At 62.1% G+C, this 14,924-nt stretch carries 14 protein-coding genes; 6 read left to right on the top strand and 8 right to left on the bottom strand.

All coding sequences use genetic code 11. The features are described 5' to 3' along the window. Positions 1–19: 19 nt before the first annotated feature. The 8 genes from RBB29_RS03855 to RBB29_RS03820 form a co-directional block, all read right to left on the bottom strand. A complete protein-coding gene (locus RBB29_RS03855) occupies positions 20–892 on the bottom strand; it encodes a DmsC/YnfH family molybdoenzyme membrane anchor subunit (RefSeq protein ID WP_306112858.1) in 873 nt (290 codons plus the stop codon). A 1-nt stretch (position 893) separates the two neighbouring features. Then, complete coding sequence (locus RBB29_RS03850) at positions 894–1,667, bottom strand: 4Fe-4S dicluster domain-containing protein (protein WP_306112857.1); 774 nt, start codon at positions 1,665–1,667, stop codon at positions 894–896. Continuing rightward, positions 1,664–4,510 carry a molybdopterin oxidoreductase family protein gene (locus RBB29_RS03845; RefSeq protein ID WP_306112856.1) on the bottom strand — a complete coding sequence of 949 codons (2,847 nt, stop codon included), beginning with the start codon at positions 4,508–4,510 and terminating at the stop codon, positions 1,664–1,666. The genes RBB29_RS03850 and RBB29_RS03845 overlap by 4 nt, the downstream gene beginning before the upstream one ends. Positions 4,511–4,535: 25 nt before the next feature. Then, entirely contained in the window at positions 4,536–5,567 is a 1,032-nt protein-coding gene (locus tag RBB29_RS03840) for a YeiH family protein (protein ID WP_371931409.1), read from the bottom strand. Positions 5,568–5,648: 81 nt separating this feature from the next. Beyond that, the gene (gene pta, locus RBB29_RS03835; protein ID WP_306112855.1) at positions 5,649–6,656 is read right to left on the bottom strand and encodes a phosphate acetyltransferase; all 1,008 of its coding nucleotides are present in this window, start codon (positions 6,654–6,656) and stop codon (positions 5,649–5,651) included. 20 nt (positions 6,657–6,676) lie between these two features. Next, positions 6,677–8,452: a sulfoacetaldehyde acetyltransferase gene (gene xsc, locus RBB29_RS03830; protein ID WP_306112854.1), complete on the bottom strand. Its 1,776-nt coding sequence runs from the start codon at positions 8,450–8,452 to the stop codon at positions 6,677–6,679. A 252-nt stretch (positions 8,453–8,704) separates the two neighbouring features. Continuing rightward, positions 8,705–10,165, bottom strand: a complete 1,461-nt coding sequence (locus tag RBB29_RS03825) for a PLP-dependent aminotransferase family protein (RefSeq protein ID WP_306112853.1) — start codon at positions 10,163–10,165, stop codon at positions 8,705–8,707. Positions 10,166–10,258: 93 nt separating this feature from the next. Next, positions 10,259–10,942, bottom strand: coding sequence for a helix-turn-helix transcriptional regulator (locus tag RBB29_RS03820; protein WP_306112852.1), 684 nt, complete (start codon positions 10,940–10,942; stop codon positions 10,259–10,261). A gap of 141 nt (positions 10,943–11,083) precedes the next feature. Here RBB29_RS03820 and RBB29_RS03815 point away from each other — a divergent pair, with 141 nt between their 5' ends. From RBB29_RS03815 to RBB29_RS03790, 6 genes are all read left to right on the top strand, one after another. Then, positions 11,084–11,395 carry an NIPSNAP family protein gene (locus RBB29_RS03815; RefSeq protein WP_306112851.1) on the top strand — a complete coding sequence of 104 codons (312 nt, stop codon included), beginning with the start codon at positions 11,084–11,086 and terminating at the stop codon, positions 11,393–11,395. Positions 11,396–11,502: 107 nt separating this feature from the next. Next, positions 11,503–11,898: a 30S ribosome-binding factor RbfA gene (rbfA, locus tag RBB29_RS03810; RefSeq protein ID WP_306112850.1), complete on the top strand. Its 396-nt coding sequence runs from the start codon at positions 11,503–11,505 to the stop codon at positions 11,896–11,898. After that, the gene (locus RBB29_RS03805; protein ID WP_306112849.1) at positions 11,898–12,638 is read left to right on the top strand and encodes a phosphodiester glycosidase family protein; all 741 of its coding nucleotides are present in this window, start codon (positions 11,898–11,900) and stop codon (positions 12,636–12,638) included. Before rbfA ends, RBB29_RS03805 begins: the two co-directional genes overlap by 1 nt. Positions 12,639–12,698: 60 nt before the next feature. Beyond that, positions 12,699–13,604 (top strand): tRNA pseudouridine(55) synthase TruB, encoded by a 906-nt coding sequence (gene truB / locus RBB29_RS03800; protein ID WP_306112848.1) that lies wholly within the window; start codon positions 12,699–12,701, stop codon positions 13,602–13,604. Beyond that, on the top strand, positions 13,601–14,176 hold the full coding sequence (locus RBB29_RS03795; RefSeq protein ID WP_306112847.1) for a DUF1643 domain-containing protein: 576 nt from the start codon (positions 13,601–13,603) through the stop codon (positions 14,174–14,176). Before truB ends, RBB29_RS03795 begins: the two co-directional genes overlap by 4 nt. A gap of 141 nt (positions 14,177–14,317) precedes the next feature. Next, the gene (locus RBB29_RS03790; protein ID WP_306112846.1) at positions 14,318–14,842 is read left to right on the top strand and encodes a flavodoxin domain-containing protein; all 525 of its coding nucleotides are present in this window, start codon (positions 14,318–14,320) and stop codon (positions 14,840–14,842) included. Positions 14,843–14,924 lie beyond the last annotated feature (82 nt).

Here is a 14,924-nt window from a genome sequence, read left to right as displayed (position 1 = left end):
GTCGCTTGCCTGCGAGCCCTCAGCGTTTCCCGTAATAGAGGCCAACCACATGTTCGGCTTCTGCGAAGAACAGCCAGCGGGAGGCTGCGATGCCCATCAGGTGCATCACGATCGCGACCAGGATCAACACATGGGCAAACGGGATCAGGATCAGCAGGACCGGCATGATAAACCCGAGGATCAGCGCCATTGCCCGGACCTTGAGCGCATGTTTGCGGCCGACCTGGAACACCAGCTCGCGAAGCAGGTAGTTGGTGCCGGTATGGGGCGGCTCGAACGCGCGGACGGTGCCGATATTGCCCAACCCTGTGGCGCTTGCCATATCGGTGCCGCTTTGTTTGAGGGCGTTATCACCCCGCACCCACCAGATGACCTGAATGACGGCGGCGATGGGCAGAAGGATCTTGGCGGCGGCAAGCTGCCCGGCCAGAAGCGCGCCGCCCGCGAGCGAGATCGACAGCAGCAACGCCGGGGTCAGCGCGGTTTTCCAGCGTGGCACGGTGGTGAGCTGCGCATAGATCATCGACGTGGCATAGACTGTCGCGAGGCTGAGCGCCGCGCCGATCCAACCCAGAGGCGCCAGTTTCTTGTCCAGAAAGATGAGCGCAGCGGCATAGATGCCCATGATCACGAGCGCGGCCACAGCAGCCACGCCCTCGCGGCTAAGCCAGCTTGAGCGCCACTGGCTGAACGCCTTGATCGCCCGTTCCGGATGACCCAGGTGGAAGGTCGAGGCCAAGAGCCCGCCCACTGCCAGGCCGAAGCCGAGCGCGAAGAAAACAAAGGCAACCCAACCCGAGACGTCCGGCAAGCCAAGGCCAAGAAAGAACAGCAGGCCAAAGCCCAGACCCGACAGGGTGGTGAATACGATGACAGAAGGTGCGGGATGCATCTCAGATTTTCTCCAATGCCTTGTCGAGCCAGCCGAGGAAGCCTTTGGGCTCTTCCATCACCGGCTCAAGGAAGGGGGCGAGGATGTCGATTTGCTCGGACTGATCCATCTGATCCTTTGGCCGGGGGGGCAGGTATTTGTTGACGGGTTTGGTGCCCTGCTCGGGCATCAGGTCCATGCCGCCGCGTTCCGCCGATAGTTTGCTGACATTGCTTTCGGGGTCGGCGAAATCACCGAAGTGGCGGGCACCGGCGGGGCAGGTCCGCACACAGGCGGGGACGCGGTCTTCTTCTGGCAGATTGTCGTTATAGATCCGGTCAACGCAGAGTGTGCACTTCTTCATCACACCCTCGGCGGCGTCAAGCTCACGCGCGCCGTAAGGGCAGGCCCAGGCGCAGAGGCCGCAGCCGATGCAGTCGCTTTCGTTCACAAGAACGATGCCGTCCTCAACCCGCTTGTAGCTGGCCCCGGTCGGGCAAACGGTGACGCAAGGTGCGTCTTCGCAATGCAGGCAGGATTTCGGAAAATGCACCAGTTGCGCCGCCGGGTGCGGCATGGCGGAGGTGGCCAGCGGCTGCACCTCGTAACTGTGGACGCGATTGAGGAACGTCCCTGAGGCTGCGCCGTCATACGCATTCTGGTCGGATAGCGGCGCGCCGTAGTTCTCGGTGTTCCAGCCCTTGCAGGAGATCACGCAGGCATGGCAGCCAACGCAGGTATCAAGGTCGATCACAAGGCCCAGCTTGCGGGTGGTGTTTTCGGGAAGGGTTGTCATTTGCCCACCTTCCATGTCAGTTCCTTGGGGCCTTGGCCCACGGGGGATTTGATCGGGTCGAACGCAGGTTGGCTGACATCCGGGGGGGCGCTGGCCTTCTCGATTTTCACGCGCAGGTCGAACCACGCGGCCTGGCCGGTGATCGGGTCGGAATTGGACCATCGCAACCCGTCGCCCTTGGGCGGTTGCAACTCGTGGATCAGGTGGTTCAGAAGGAAGCCCCTGGTCGTCTCCGACGCGTCATTGCCGAGCGCCCAGGCCCCCTTGCGTTTGCCAATCGCATTCCAGGTCCAGATCGTGTTTTCGTTCAAGGCGGCCATGTGGGCCACGGGGACGGTGATCTCGCCATGGGCGGAGGTGACCTTGGCCCAATCGCCTTCGGCAAAGCCGTTCTCTTCCCAGATCTTGGTGGGAACGTAGAGCGGATTGCGGCCATGGATCTGGCGCAGCCAGGCGTTCTGCGTGCCCCAGGAGTGATACATCGCCATCGGGCGCTGCGTCAGCGCGTGGACCGGGAATTCGGACGTATCCACGTTGTCGTCCTCAAAAGGCGCATACCAGATCGGCAGCGGGTCCATCGTCTGTTTGATCCGTTCGCGCAGGTGATCGGGCGGTTGCCGGTCCCCATGGCCTTCGGCGGCCAGTTGGAACTTGCGCATCGTCTCGACATAGAGGTCGAATACGTAAGGCTGAGGGCTGTCATAGAGGCCGATTTCAACCGCCCAGTCCTGATATTCCTTGTTCCACGGCTTGTAATAGTTCGAGCCATCGGGGATGTGCTTCACGAAGAAACCGCCATTGGCGATATAGCTCTCAAGCTGCGATTCATTCGGCGCACCGCGCCCGTGCTGCAGCCCACTTTTGCCCATGCGCCACCCGGCCAGCGGCCCGACGCCCGGACGGCGTTCGTGGTTGACCATGTAATCGGCATAATCCTGATACTTGGCGCTGCCGTCTTCGTTGGTGAAACCCGGCAGTTTCATCTTGTTGGCCAGTTGTACAAGCGCCGTCTGGAACCCGCGCACATCGCGGTCGGGTTCGATCACCGGCCACCGGATCGCATCTGCCGCCCCGTCCGCCTCGCAGATCGGACGGTCCAGCAACGAGATGCAGTCGTGCCGCTCAAGATAGGTCGTGTCGGGCAGGATGAGGTCGGAATAAGCCACCATCTCCGAGGAATAGGCATCGGAATAGATGATATGCGGTATCACGTAATCGCCGTTTTCATCTGTGTCGGTCAGCATCTCCATCACACCGGTGGAATTCATCGAGGAATTCCACGACATGTTCGCCATGTACATGAAGAGCGTGTCGATCTTGTAGGGATCGCCCGCATGGGCGTTCGAGATCACCATATGCATCAACCCGTGGCTCGACATCGGGTTTTCCCAGGTGAACGCCTTGTCGATCCGCGCGGGTGTGCCATCCTCGGTCAGCATCAGGTCGTCGGGGCCTTGAACAAACCCCAGATGCGGGCCGTTCAGCGGCGATCCGGGCGTGACCTTGGCATGGGGTTTGGGATGGGCGCTGACCGGCTTCGGGTAGGGCGGTTTGAAACGGAACCCGCCGGGGACTTCGACGGTCCCGAGCAGGATTTGCAGCACATGCAGCGCGCGGCAGGTCTGGAACCCGTTGGAGTGGGCGCTGACGCCGCGCATCGAGTGGAAACTGACGGGGCGCCCCGTCATCTTGGTGTGTTTTTCACCGCGGAAATCGGTCCATGCGTGGTCAAGTTCAAAGGCTTCTTCGAACGCGACACGGGCCAGTTCGGCGGCGATGGTCTTGATCTTCTCAGGTCTGATGCCGCATTTCTCGGCAACGGCCTCGGGGGCATATTGCTTGTCGAGATACCGTTCGGCCATCAGGTGCATGACGGGGCGATGCGTGACGCCCGCCGCGCGGTGGGTGGCATGAAGGTCGGGGCGAACCCCCGGTTTGTCAAAGGCTGTGAGCTTGCCGGTGTTGCGGTCGATCACCAGCGGTTTGCCATCCTCATCACGCAGGAAAAGCCCGTATTCCGGCGATTTCTCATCCCCGTTCACCAGCACCGGCGCATTGGTGTAACGCGCGAGGTAGTCGAGGTCGATCTTGCCCGCCTTCATCAGTTCGTGGATGAGCGCCAAGATGAACAGCCCGTCGGTGCCGGGCGTGATCCCGACCCAATCATCAGCCACCGCGTTATAGCCCGAGCGGATCGGGTTGACGCCAATGACCCGCGCACCCCGCGCCTTGATCTTGCCGATACCCATCTTGATCGGGTTTGAATCGTGGTCTTCCGCCACGCCAAAGAGCATGAAGAGCTTGGTGTGGTCCCAATCGGGCTGGCCAAACTCCCAAAACGCGCCACCCATCGTGTAGATGCCCGCCGCCGCCATGTTGACCGAGCAGAACCCGCCATGAGCCGCGTAATTCGGGGTGCCGAAATTCTGCGCCCAGAAACTGGTGAAGGACTGTGACTGATCGCGGCCGGTGAAGAAGGCGAGTTTGGACGGGTCTTCCTGCCGGATCGGTTCCAGCCAATCCGCGGCGATCTGATAGGCTTCGTCCCAGGAAATCTCCTCGAACTCGCCCGACCCGCGCGGCCCCACCCGTTTCAGCGGCGCGCGCAGGCGCGACGGCGCATTGACCTGCATGATCCCGGCGGACCCTTTGGCGCAGAGGACGCCCTTGTTCACCGGGTGGTCGCGGTTGCCTTCGATATAGGCGACCTGTTTCTTGCCATCGGGGCCGTCCTTGAGATGCACGTTGATGCCGCAACGGCAGGCGCACATGTAGCAGGTCGTTTTGCGTATTTCGTCCGAGACTTTCGGGGAGGTGTCGATTTTGGGTTGCTGGATTGTCATCTGGCTGTTTGTTCCTCTCGTCCCGTCAGTTCAAGAACTTTATTCCTGCAAGTATCAGTCCGGCAATGAAAATCGTCTCGAGGACGATCAGGGCGATGGCGGCGCCACCGACGGAAAGCACTTGTCTCAGGTTGGTTTTCATACCGACCGCCGCGATCGCGGTCAGCAGGAGCCAGCGTGACGTCTGGCTCAGGAATTCGGTCAAAAATGCCGGGATCAGGTTGAAGGAGCTGAGCGTCGCCAGCGCTAGGAATCCCAGAACGAAGGTCGGCAGGATTGGCGGGCGGGTGCCCGACCCGTCATGTTGTGCAAAGCTGCGGATCAGGACGGAGGCCACCAGCACCACCGGTGCCAGCATCGCCACGCGGAAGAGCTTGACCAGGGTTGCCGTGTCGCCCGCCTGCTCCGAGATCGAGAAGCCTGCGCCGACGACCTGCGCCACGTCATGGATTGTCCCGCCCAGGAATACGCCCGCCGCGATATCGTCCATCTCCAGGGCCTTGACCAGAATGGGATAGGCGATCATGGCGATCGTCGACAAAACGGTCACGCCGACAACCGTGAAGATCAGCCGTTCCTCGGAGCGTTCGTCGCGTGGCAGGATCGCGCTGATCGCCATGGCGGCGGAGGCACCGCAGATGGCGACCGATCCCGCGGTCAGGAAAGCAAAGCGCCATTTGTGCCCCAGGAACCGGGCGAAGATCAGGCCGAAACCGATGGTCGCGACGACCCCGGCGATGACCAGGAGGATCAGGTCGAGCCCCAGCCCGGCCATCAGGGACATGGAAATACGCACCCCAAGGAGCGCCACACCGACCCTCAGCAAGGTGCGGGCGGCAAAAGCGATGCCGTCGACGGTCTTGCCCTCTTCGCCCAGAAAACTGACTGCGATCCCGAGAAGCAGCGCCAGCAACATGGCGGGTGTCGCATAATGATCCGACAGGAATTGCGCGGTGACGGCGACCAGTATCGACATGACGATGCCGGGGAACAGCGCGCGGGCGCGCGTCCCGATCAAGGTGCGCAGCGGTGGTTGGGATGTGTCGGTAGGCGCCATGGTGCAGGACGTATCCTTTTTCGTGGTATTGCCGGTTGCACGAGTGACCGCCCCGGGGGCGACCGCAGGGCTGCCTTGGGTTTACTTAGCCACCGATTGCAGGACGGTGACGGCGATCATTTGGGTGACGTCCTCGGCGACGCAGCCGCGCGACAGGTCGTTGGCCGGGTGCGCGAGGCCCTGGAGGATCGGGCCGATGGCGCTGTATCCACCGACACGTTGGGTGATCTTGTAGCCGATATTGCCGGCGTCGAGATTGGGGAAGATCATTACATTGGCCTTGCCCGCCACGTCCGATCCCGGGGCCTTGCTCTCGCCGACCGACGGGACGAAAGCAGCGTCGAACTGCAATTCGCCATCGGCCTGCAGGTCCGGCTGCGCCGTGCGCAGAAGGTCCAACGCGTCGGTGACCTTGGTCACTTTCTCGTGCCGGGCGCTGCCTTTGGTCGAGAAGGACAACATCGCGATCCGTGGCTCCTCGCGCATCAACGCGCGGCAGGAATTGGCCGAGGCCGCAGCAATGGCGGCGAGCTCTTCGGCGCTCGGCTCGATCACCAGGCCGCTGTCGGAATAAAGCATCGCGCGCCCATGTTCCGTGGCATTCGCGGGCGGGTACATCAGGAAGAAGCTCGACACCATCGCGGCATCGGGGGCCTTGCCGATTACCTGGATCGCCGTGCGGACGACATCGGATGTGGTGGCAACGGCACCGCCGACGGTGCCTGCGGCATGGCCCAGCCGGACCAGCATCGCGGCATAGACCAGCGGTGTTTCGGCGGCTTTGCGCGCGGCCTCTTCGTCAACTCCCTTATGCTTGCGGAGGTCAAAGAAGGCGGCGGCGAAATCCTGGGTCAGGGTGGAGGTCGCGGGGTCGTGGATCGACACCCCGTCACCGGCACTTGCCCCCTGATTGGCAAGCTTGGTTTCGATGGCCGTTTGTTGGCCCACCAGAATCACATCGGCAATCCCGGCCTTCCGGGCGGCCAGCGCCCCCGCGACAACGCGGGGATCACTGCCTTCGCTTAGGGAAATCGTCGGACGGGTGGCCGGACGCTCTGACAGCAGCAGGTCAATGGGTAACTGTGTCATGGGCTCCGGCCTATTCCCGATCAGACTTGTTGGGGACGCATGTCCGCCTTGTCGATGCCCGCCACGGCGACGGGTTTCTTCATCGCGTCGCGGCGGAACGGCTCGCCCAGTTCCTGGTTGATCATGGCCTCGATCAGCGTGGTCTTGCCCGCTTTCTGATCCTTGATCGCCTGATCCAGGGCAGCGGTCAGCTCTTCCGAGGTGCGCGCGACAACGCCCTTGAGACCGCAGGCTTGCGCGATACCGGCATAGGAGACCTGCTCGTCCAGCTCGGTGCCGACGAAGTTGTCGTCATACCAGAGGGTCGAGTTCCGCTTTTCCGCACCCCATTGGTAGTTGCGGAAGACGATCTGCGTGATCGCGGGCCATTCGCCACGACCGATCGCGGTCAGTTCGGTCACCGCGATGCCGAAGGCACCGTCACCCGAGAACCCGACAACCGGCACGTCCGGGCAACCGATCTTGGCGCCGACAACCGACGGCAGACCATAACCACAGGGACCAAAGAGGCCCGGAGCCAGGTATTTGCGGCCTTCCTCGAAGGATGGGTAGGCGTTGCCGATGGCGCAGTTGTTGCCGATATCCGAGCTGATGATCGCCTCTTTCGGCAGCGCGGCTTGGATGGCGCGCCATGCTTTCCGAGGGCTCAGCCAGTCGGGCTTGGCCGCGCGGGCACGCTCGTTCCAGGTTGTGCCGGGATCGTCCTGCTCGTGGTCGAGCGAGGTCAGTTCCTGCGCCCAGGCCGATTTGGTCTTTGCGATATGGGCCTTGCGCTCTTCGCGGCCCGCATCACCGGCGGTGTCGCTCAACTGACCCAGGATGCCGTTTGCCACTTTTGCCGCGTCCCCGATGATGCCGACGCTGACCTTCTTGGTCAGGCCGATGCGGTCGGGGTTGATGTCGACCTGGATGATCTTGGCATCCGCGGGCCAGTATTCCATGCCATAGCCCGGCAGGGTCGAGAACGGGTTCAGGCGCGTGCCGAGGCACAAGACAACATCCGCATCCTTGATAAGCTGCATACCCGCCTTGGAGCCGTTATAGCCCAGGGGACCGGCAAAAAGCGGGTGCGAGCCGGGGAAGGCATCGTTGTGCTGGTAGCCGACGCAAACCGGTGCATCGAGACGTTCGGCCAGGGCCATCGACGCGTCGATACCGCCTTTGGACAGCACCACACCGGCACCGTTCAGGATGACGGGGTTTTTCGCATTCGACAGCAGATCGGCCGCTTCGGCAACCGCTTCGGCACCGCCGGCGGGGCGTTCGAATTCGACGATCGCGGGCAGTTCGATGTCGATCACCTGGGTCCAGAAGTCGCGCGGCATGTTGAGCTGCGCGGGCGCCGAGGCGCGCTTGGCGTTCATGATGACACGGTTCAGAACTTCGGCCACGCGGGAGGGGTCACGCACCTCTTCCTGATAGGCGACGCAGTCGGCGAACATGCGCATCTGTTCCATTTCCTGGAAACCGCCCTGGCCCAGGGTCTTGTTGGCCGCCTGCGGCGTGACCAGCAGCAGCGGTGTGTGGTTCCAATAGGCGGTCTTCACGGCGGTCACGAAGTTGGTGATGCCGGGGCCGTTTTGCGCGATCATCATCGACATTTTGCCGGTCGCACGGGTGTAGCCGTCGGCCATCATGCCGCCAGAGCCTTCATGGGCACAGTCCCAGAAGGTGATTCCGGCTTCGCCAAAGATGTCGGAGATCGGCATCATGGCGGATCCGATAATGCCGAAAGCATGTTCGATCCCGTGCATTTGCAGGGTTTTGACGAAGGCTTCCTCGGTTGTCATTTTCATGGGGCGGTCCTCTATTTGCAGCGCAATTGGTGAATTGCAGTAAAATCTGGCCGGAAACTAGCGGTGCCTCCGGCGTGGTGTTAGGGCCAGTTTTCTGACTCTGGTATGTCCAGGCAAATTAAGTATTGAGATCAAAAGTCTCAAAAATGATTATTTTTTGCAAGGCACAATTTTCAAGGCACTGAAAGAAAAGCCTTGTTTTCTTATATTTCCCGGATTTCCCTGTTTTTGAGGCGGCGAAATGGGGGAATTTCAGCTATTGGCCAATTCCCGCGCCAGAATCGCCAGCCCGTCGGGGATGCGCGCCGCCGGGATTGACGAGTAGGCCAGGCGGTAGAAATTGCGGGGCGGATCATCCCCGTGAAAGAAGTGAACGCCGGGTTCAATCAGCACGCCCTTGTCGCGCAGGCGCCCGTCCACCGCCGCCATGTCCACCCCATCCGGCGCCCGCATCCAGATCGACGAGCCCCCGAAAAGGCCGCGTCCGGTCACGTCAAGCCCGAGGTCTTCGAGCGCGTATTCCATGACCCGTCGCCGCTTGGCATAGATCTGCCCCATCTTGCGGATCAGGCTGTCGTAATGACCGAGCGACAGGAAATAGGCGGCCGTGCGCTGGATATGACCCGGGGGATGCCGTAGGACGCTGGTACGCAGGGCGCGCACTTCGCGGATGAAGGCCCGGGACCCGACCAGATACCCAAGGCGCAGCCCGGGAAAGATCGACTTGGAAAAGCTGCCCACATAGATCACCCGTCCATCCGTATCGAGCGATTTCAGCGCCGGCAGGGGCGATTTGAGGAATGACATCTCGAACTCGTAATCATCCTCCACGATCAGCGCATCCATGTCCCGCGCCTTTTTCAATAGCGCCTTGCGCCGGTTCAACGGCATTGTTGCGTTGGTGGGTGATTGGTGGCTGGGCGTCGTAAAAATCACATCTGCTTGCGCAGGCAGGTCATCGGGCGGCAGGCCGTCGCGGTCCACGGTGATCGGGGTCAGGTGGCATCGCGATTGGGTCAGGATATCGCGCAAGGCGTGGTAACAGGGATCTTCGATCGCCGCCGTGCGTCTTTGGGTCAGGAGAACCTGCGCGGTAAGCCACAGGGCATTTTGCGCGCCCATTGTAATCAGGATCTCGGAGGGATCGGCGAGGATGCCCCGCCGCGGCAATGTGTGGCGCGCAACGAATTCGATCAGTTGCGGATCGTCCTGATCGTAGTAATCCGTCGTCATCGCCTGGAAGTCTTTTTGCCCCAATGCCTGCAACGCGCATTGACGCCAATTGCCATGGTCGAATAGCGTCGGATCGGCCTGCCCGTAGATGAACGGATAACGATATCGCGACCAATCCTGCGGCTTGTCGGGTGTCACGCCCCCGGTGAAGCGTCGCCCAAGCGCACGGGACCAATCGATCCGATCCTGCCGGGGATGGCGGGCGGAAAACTCCGGCGGCTCGGGCGCATTGTCGGACACGTAATATCCCGACCGGTCGCGCGCGGAGAGATAGTCATTGGCCTGTAACTCCGTGTAGGCGAGCGTTACGGTGATCCGGCTGACACCGAGGTGATCGGCCAGACGTCGGGAAGAGGGCAGTTTCTCGCCCTTGCGGAACCGACCCGACAGGATGCCCTGGGCGATCATCTGTTGGATCTGCGCCTGCAATGTCCCTTGCGCATCGGGATCGAGAAAGAAGGTTTCGACGGAAATGGCCATGGTGGCACTCTAGACTGGACTTATCCGGCGTGCAATCTGGCCTGATCCCGGCCGCCGTTGTGGGCCCTTTTTGCGTGCTGCGGGTCTGCGCGGTTAAGGCAGGGGAAATGCCTTGTCGAAAGCCGCCATGCCCCGTGGCGTAAACCGGATGATCCGTGTGTCGTCCACCCGACTGGCCCAGCCCGCGTCCTGCATATGACTGAGGAGCGCCCGGCCCAGGCGCCCGGCCAGGTGCGAGCGGCGTTCCGACCAGTCCAGGCAGTCGCGGCAGAGCGGTGCGCGCGATGGCGGCAGCGCGTCAAGGTCGATGCCGAGGCCGGCCACAAACACCCGGCCCGTGTCGGTCAGGGTGAGGCCATCGCCGGAATGGCGAAAATGGCCACGGGCGGTCATGCTGTCATAGGCACGGGTGCCCATGTCCCCGGCCAGGTGGTTGTAGCAGACCCGCGCGTGCCGCAATTCGGGGTCGCGTGGGCCAGGTCGGTGGCGCAAATGCCCCGATCCGGCGGCGAGGCCGGTGAGGGCTTCGAGCACCTGCGCCACCTCTTCGGAGCCCAGGGTGAAATACTTGTGACGCCCTTCTTTGCGGGGCCGCACGAGGCCGCCTGCCTCAAGTTTGGCCAAATGGCTGGACGTGGTCTGCAAGGTTACACCGGCCTCGCCGGACAGTTCGGTCGCGGTCAGCGCCTTGCCGCTCATCAGGGCGTTGAGGATGTTGGCGCGCGCAGGATCACCGATCAGGGCGGCGATACGAGAGATGTCGGGCATGTCTTTCATAGTTCGACCATAGCCGAAGCATTAGAGTGCGGCAATAGGATACCCTTGAGATGCCGCAACATATAGCGCGCGGACGTAATTTCGATCCTCGAAATTGCGCAACATGTACATAAAATCAGAAGGTTATAGGGAGCCGCCAAAATGCTGACCTGTATCATCCGTTATCACATTGACCCGACGAAAAAGGCGCAGTTCGCGCAATATGCCCGCAACTGGGGGAAGGCGATACCGCGCAACGTTGCGGACCTGATCGGGTATTTCGCACCGCATGAGGGCAGTGCGACCTTGGCCTATGGCATCTACAACATCCGGTCGCTGGCCGACTACGAGCGTTACCGAGTGCGGTTGGTCGCCGATCCGCTGGGGCGCGAAAATTACGCCTTTGCGCAGTCGGAGAAGTTTCTCTTGCGGGAGGATCGGACGTTCCTGAAACGGGTGGATCTGCCGGAATAACCGCCATGTGAAACCGGACGTGCCGTTGCGGCACCATACGCGGGATGCAGTCGGGCGACGGTGATCTGTGCTTGGCAAAGCCCATGCGAGGGCATAGATGCAGGTTTATGGCAAAGAACAAGTTTCATGACGGCCCCGGACCATCGCAACGGCAGTTGCGCGTCGGAGAGTTGATCCGCCGGACATTGTCCGAGGTGCTGATGCGCGGCGATATCCACGATCCCGACCTGAACCGCCTGTCGGTCACCGTGGGCGAGGTGCGTACCTCCCCCGACCTCAAGGTCGCGACGGCTTATGTGCTGCCTTTGGGCGGCAAGGGTCAGGACGAGATCATCGGATTGCTGGCCCGCAACAAATCCGAACTGCGCCGCATCATCGGCAAGAAGCTGGAACTGAAATACGCGCCCGACCTGCGGTTTCGCCTCGACGAGACCTTTGACCAGATGGACGAGACCCGCCGCCTATTCTCGCAAGACGAGGTGCGTCGGGACCTGGAGGAGTGATGCGGGCCTTCTGGGGCATCGCGGCGTTTCTGGCGGCAACGCCTGCCTGGGCGGTTGATTGCCGGGACCTGAGTTTCAAGGGCGAGGTTTATACCGTCTGCGAGGTCGATGCCCAGGCCGAAGACCTGCGCCTTTTCCTCAATGACCCCGAGACCGGCAAACCGCTCGGCAATTTCACCAGCATCGAAAACCTCGTCGAAGAGGAAGGGCAGGTGCTGGCCTTTTCGATGAATGCCGGGATGTATCACACGGATCGCCGCCCGGTTGGCCATTACGCGGAAAAGGGCGAGGTGCTGGCCCCGGTCATCACCAATGCGGGTCCCGGTAATTTTGGTCTTCTGCCCAATGGCGTCTTTTGCATCCGCGAGGGCCGCGCCGATGTTTTTGAAACCCTGCGCTACGTGGATGAGGCGCCCGATTGCACCTATGCGAGCCAATCCGGGCCGATGCTGGTGATCGACGGGGCGCTGCACCCGCGGTTCCTGCCCGATAGCGACAGCACCTATATCCGCAACGGTGTTGGCACGACGGCGGGTGGCGAAACGGCCTTTTTCGCGATCTCGAAATCGCCGGTGACCTTTCATCAGTTCGGCACCATGTTCCGCGACGGCCTCAAACTGCCGCAAGCCCTCTATTTTGATGGTAGCATTTCGCGGCTCTATGCGCCCGACCTCAACCGGTTCGATATCGGTTTCCCGATGGGGCCGATGGTGGGCGTGGTGGCGCCCCCGCCGGAATGATTGACCTATCCGCGCAGGCAGGGTAACGCCCGGGGCCTGAGGCTGAGACGAGGGATCTCGATGGGACGCAAACGCAAAGGCCGCGATATCTCGGGCTGGCTGGTGGTGGACAAGCCCGCGGGCATGACCTCGACCGCGGTGGTCAACAAGGTCCGTTGGGCGTTTCAGGCCAAGAAGGCGGGCCATGCGGGCACCCTTGACCCCGAAGCGACCGGCGTTCTGGCTGTTGCCTTGGGTGAGGCCACCAAGACAGTTCCCTACATCACCGACGCGCTCAAGGCCTATGCGTTTTCCGTGCGTCTGGGGCAGGGAACGAACACCGACGATGCCGAGGGCGAAGTGATCGCCGAAAGCGATGCCCGTCCGGATGACGCGGCGATCAAGGATGCGCTTGGCCGGTTCGTTGGTGAAATTCAGCAGGTGCCGCCCAAGTTTTCGGCGGTCAAGATCGACGGTGAGCGCGCCTACAAGCTCGCTCGCGATGGCGCCGATGTCGAGATCGCGGCGCGGCCTCTGTGGGTGGAGGAGTTGCTCCTGACCGACCGTCCGGATGCGGATCACGTGACGCTGGAGATGACCTGTGGCAAAGGTGGCTATGTCCGCGCCATTGCGCGGGATCTCGGCGCGGCGCTAGGGTGTTACGGGCATGTGGTCTGGCTTCGGCGGCTCTGGTCCGGGCCGTTTGATGCCGGTGACGGGATCAGCATGGAAGAGATCGACCGCCTGGCGCAGACGCCCGAATTGGACAACCACCTGAGACCGCTCGAAGAAGGTCTGGCCGATCTGCCGATGCTGTCCTGTACGCCCGAGGGGGCGGCGCGGCTGCGCAACGGCAACCCGGGGATGGTGATTGCGCAGGACGTTGAATATGGGGATGAATGCTGGGCCGCGCTGGACGGCAAGGCGGTGGCGGTTGGCCGCTACAAGGCGGGCGAATTGCACCCGAGCCGGGTTTTCAACACATGAGCGGGTCAGGCGATACCTGGACGCATGATCCCGGCGGCAAGGTGCGCCTGAAGCTGCCGGATGGGGTGATCGGCGGTGCGACTTTCTCGCCCTGTGGCCGGTATCGGCAGGCGCTCACGCGGGATTGGACGCCCGAGGGCGCCGCCCCGCGTGCGATCCTCTTTGTCGGGATGAACCCTTCCGTGGCCGCCGCCGACATTTCCGATCCGACCTGCCACCGGGAGTTGATGTTTGCGCGCGACTGGGGCTTTACGAGATATCTCAAGGGCAACATGCTCGACTGGCGGGCGACGTCGCCGAAGGATATCCCGGCCGATGCGGCGCAGGCGTGCAGCGCCGACAACATCCCGGCCCTGGTCGCCATGGCCGAGGAGGCGGAAACGCTGGTCATGGCCTATGGCAAGCTGCACAAGCGGTTCAACCCGGTGGTTGCCGAGGTGCTGGGCGCCATGGCCCGGACGGGCAAGCCGCTCATGTGTCTCGGCACCAATCAGGATGGATCGGCGAAACACCCGCTTTACCTGCGCAAGGATACCCAGTTGCGTGGTTTTGAGATCCCCGACCTGAGTTAGAAGGCGGCCAGCGTCACATCACAACACTTGATTTAAGACAAGGCCCGCCCGCGCGGGCGGTTTTATTGTGCAATGGGAATGTGATCCGGATCCAAGCAGTATTCGGCGTCGAATCCGAAGGTAAGCTGAGGAGAAACCCGCATGAGAATTCTGATAATTTTTGGCACTGTCGAGGGGCAGACCGCCAAGATCGCCCGTTTCCTGGCCGATGAGGCGCGCGGGGCAGGCCATGATGTCGATTTGATCGACACGGCCGACAAGTCCGCGTCGATTTCGGCTGCCGACGCTGACAAGGTGATCCTTGCGGCGTCTGTACATGAGCGCAAACACCCCAAATGGTTCGAAATGTGCCTCGCGGCGGAAGGGGACAAGCTGGCGGCGCGCGATACGATGCTATTGTCCGTCAGCCTGATGGCGGCCTTCCCCGATACGAGGTCCGAGGCGCAGGAATTCGTCGAAGAGATGAAGATGCGCACCGGGTTCGAGCCCGCGACCGAGATGCTGGTTGCCGGTGCGGTGCGCATGAGCAGCTATGACTATTTCTCGACGCAGGTGTTGCGCCATGTGGTCCTCAGGGGCGGGAAATACGATCTGGCCGAAGGGGATCACGAGTTCACGGACTGGGAGGGGCTGAAGACCGCCCTGTCGGCATTTCTGGCCGCGTAAGGGCGCGTTGCAGGCGCTCCGCGATGCGATCTTTCATAGAAAAAGCGCCCCGAGACCGGGGCGCCTTCGTCGATGAGAAGAG

Source organism: Roseovarius sp. MMSF_3359, from assembly GCF_030733385.1.
GTDB lineage: Bacteria > Pseudomonadota > Alphaproteobacteria > Rhodobacterales > Rhodobacteraceae > Roseovarius.
The sequence above is the reverse complement of the archived record's forward strand: the minus strand, read 5'-3'. Positions and strand labels throughout refer to the sequence as shown.

Excerpts from the sequence above, each read along its gene's own strand:
- RBB29_RS03855 (WP_306112858.1), bottom strand. The coding sequence starts at position 892 with ATGCATCCCGCACCTTCTGTCATCGTATTCACCACCCTGTCGGGTCTG.
- RBB29_RS03850 (WP_306112857.1), bottom strand. The coding sequence starts at position 1,667 with ATGACAACCCTTCCCGAAAACACCACCCGCAAGCTGGGCCTTGTGATC.
- RBB29_RS03845 (WP_306112856.1), bottom strand. The coding sequence starts at position 4,510 with ATGACAATCCAGCAACCCAAAATCGACACCTCCCCGAAAGTCTCGGAC.
- RBB29_RS03840 (WP_371931409.1), bottom strand. The coding sequence starts at position 5,567 with ATGGCGCCTACCGACACATCCCAACCACCGCTGCGCACCTTGATCGGG.
- pta (WP_306112855.1), bottom strand. The coding sequence starts at position 6,656 with ATGACACAGTTACCCATTGACCTGCTGCTGTCAGAGCGTCCGGCCACC.
- xsc (WP_306112854.1), bottom strand. The coding sequence starts at position 8,452 with ATGAAAATGACAACCGAGGAAGCCTTCGTCAAAACCCTGCAAATGCAC.
- RBB29_RS03825 (WP_306112853.1), bottom strand. The coding sequence starts at position 10,165 with ATGGCCATTTCCGTCGAAACCTTCTTTCTCGATCCCGATGCGCAAGGG.
- RBB29_RS03820 (WP_306112852.1), bottom strand. The coding sequence starts at position 10,942 with ATGAAAGACATGCCCGACATCTCTCGTATCGCCGCCCTGATCGGTGAT.
- RBB29_RS03815 (WP_306112851.1), top strand. The coding sequence starts at position 11,084 with ATGCTGACCTGTATCATCCGTTATCACATTGACCCGACGAAAAAGGCG.
- rbfA (WP_306112850.1), top strand. The coding sequence starts at position 11,503 with ATGGCAAAGAACAAGTTTCATGACGGCCCCGGACCATCGCAACGGCAG.
- RBB29_RS03805 (WP_306112849.1), top strand. The coding sequence starts at position 11,898 with ATGCGGGCCTTCTGGGGCATCGCGGCGTTTCTGGCGGCAACGCCTGCC.
- truB (WP_306112848.1), top strand. The coding sequence starts at position 12,699 with ATGGGACGCAAACGCAAAGGCCGCGATATCTCGGGCTGGCTGGTGGTG.
- RBB29_RS03795 (WP_306112847.1), top strand. The coding sequence starts at position 13,601 with ATGAGCGGGTCAGGCGATACCTGGACGCATGATCCCGGCGGCAAGGTG.
- RBB29_RS03790 (WP_306112846.1), top strand. The coding sequence starts at position 14,318 with ATGAGAATTCTGATAATTTTTGGCACTGTCGAGGGGCAGACCGCCAAG.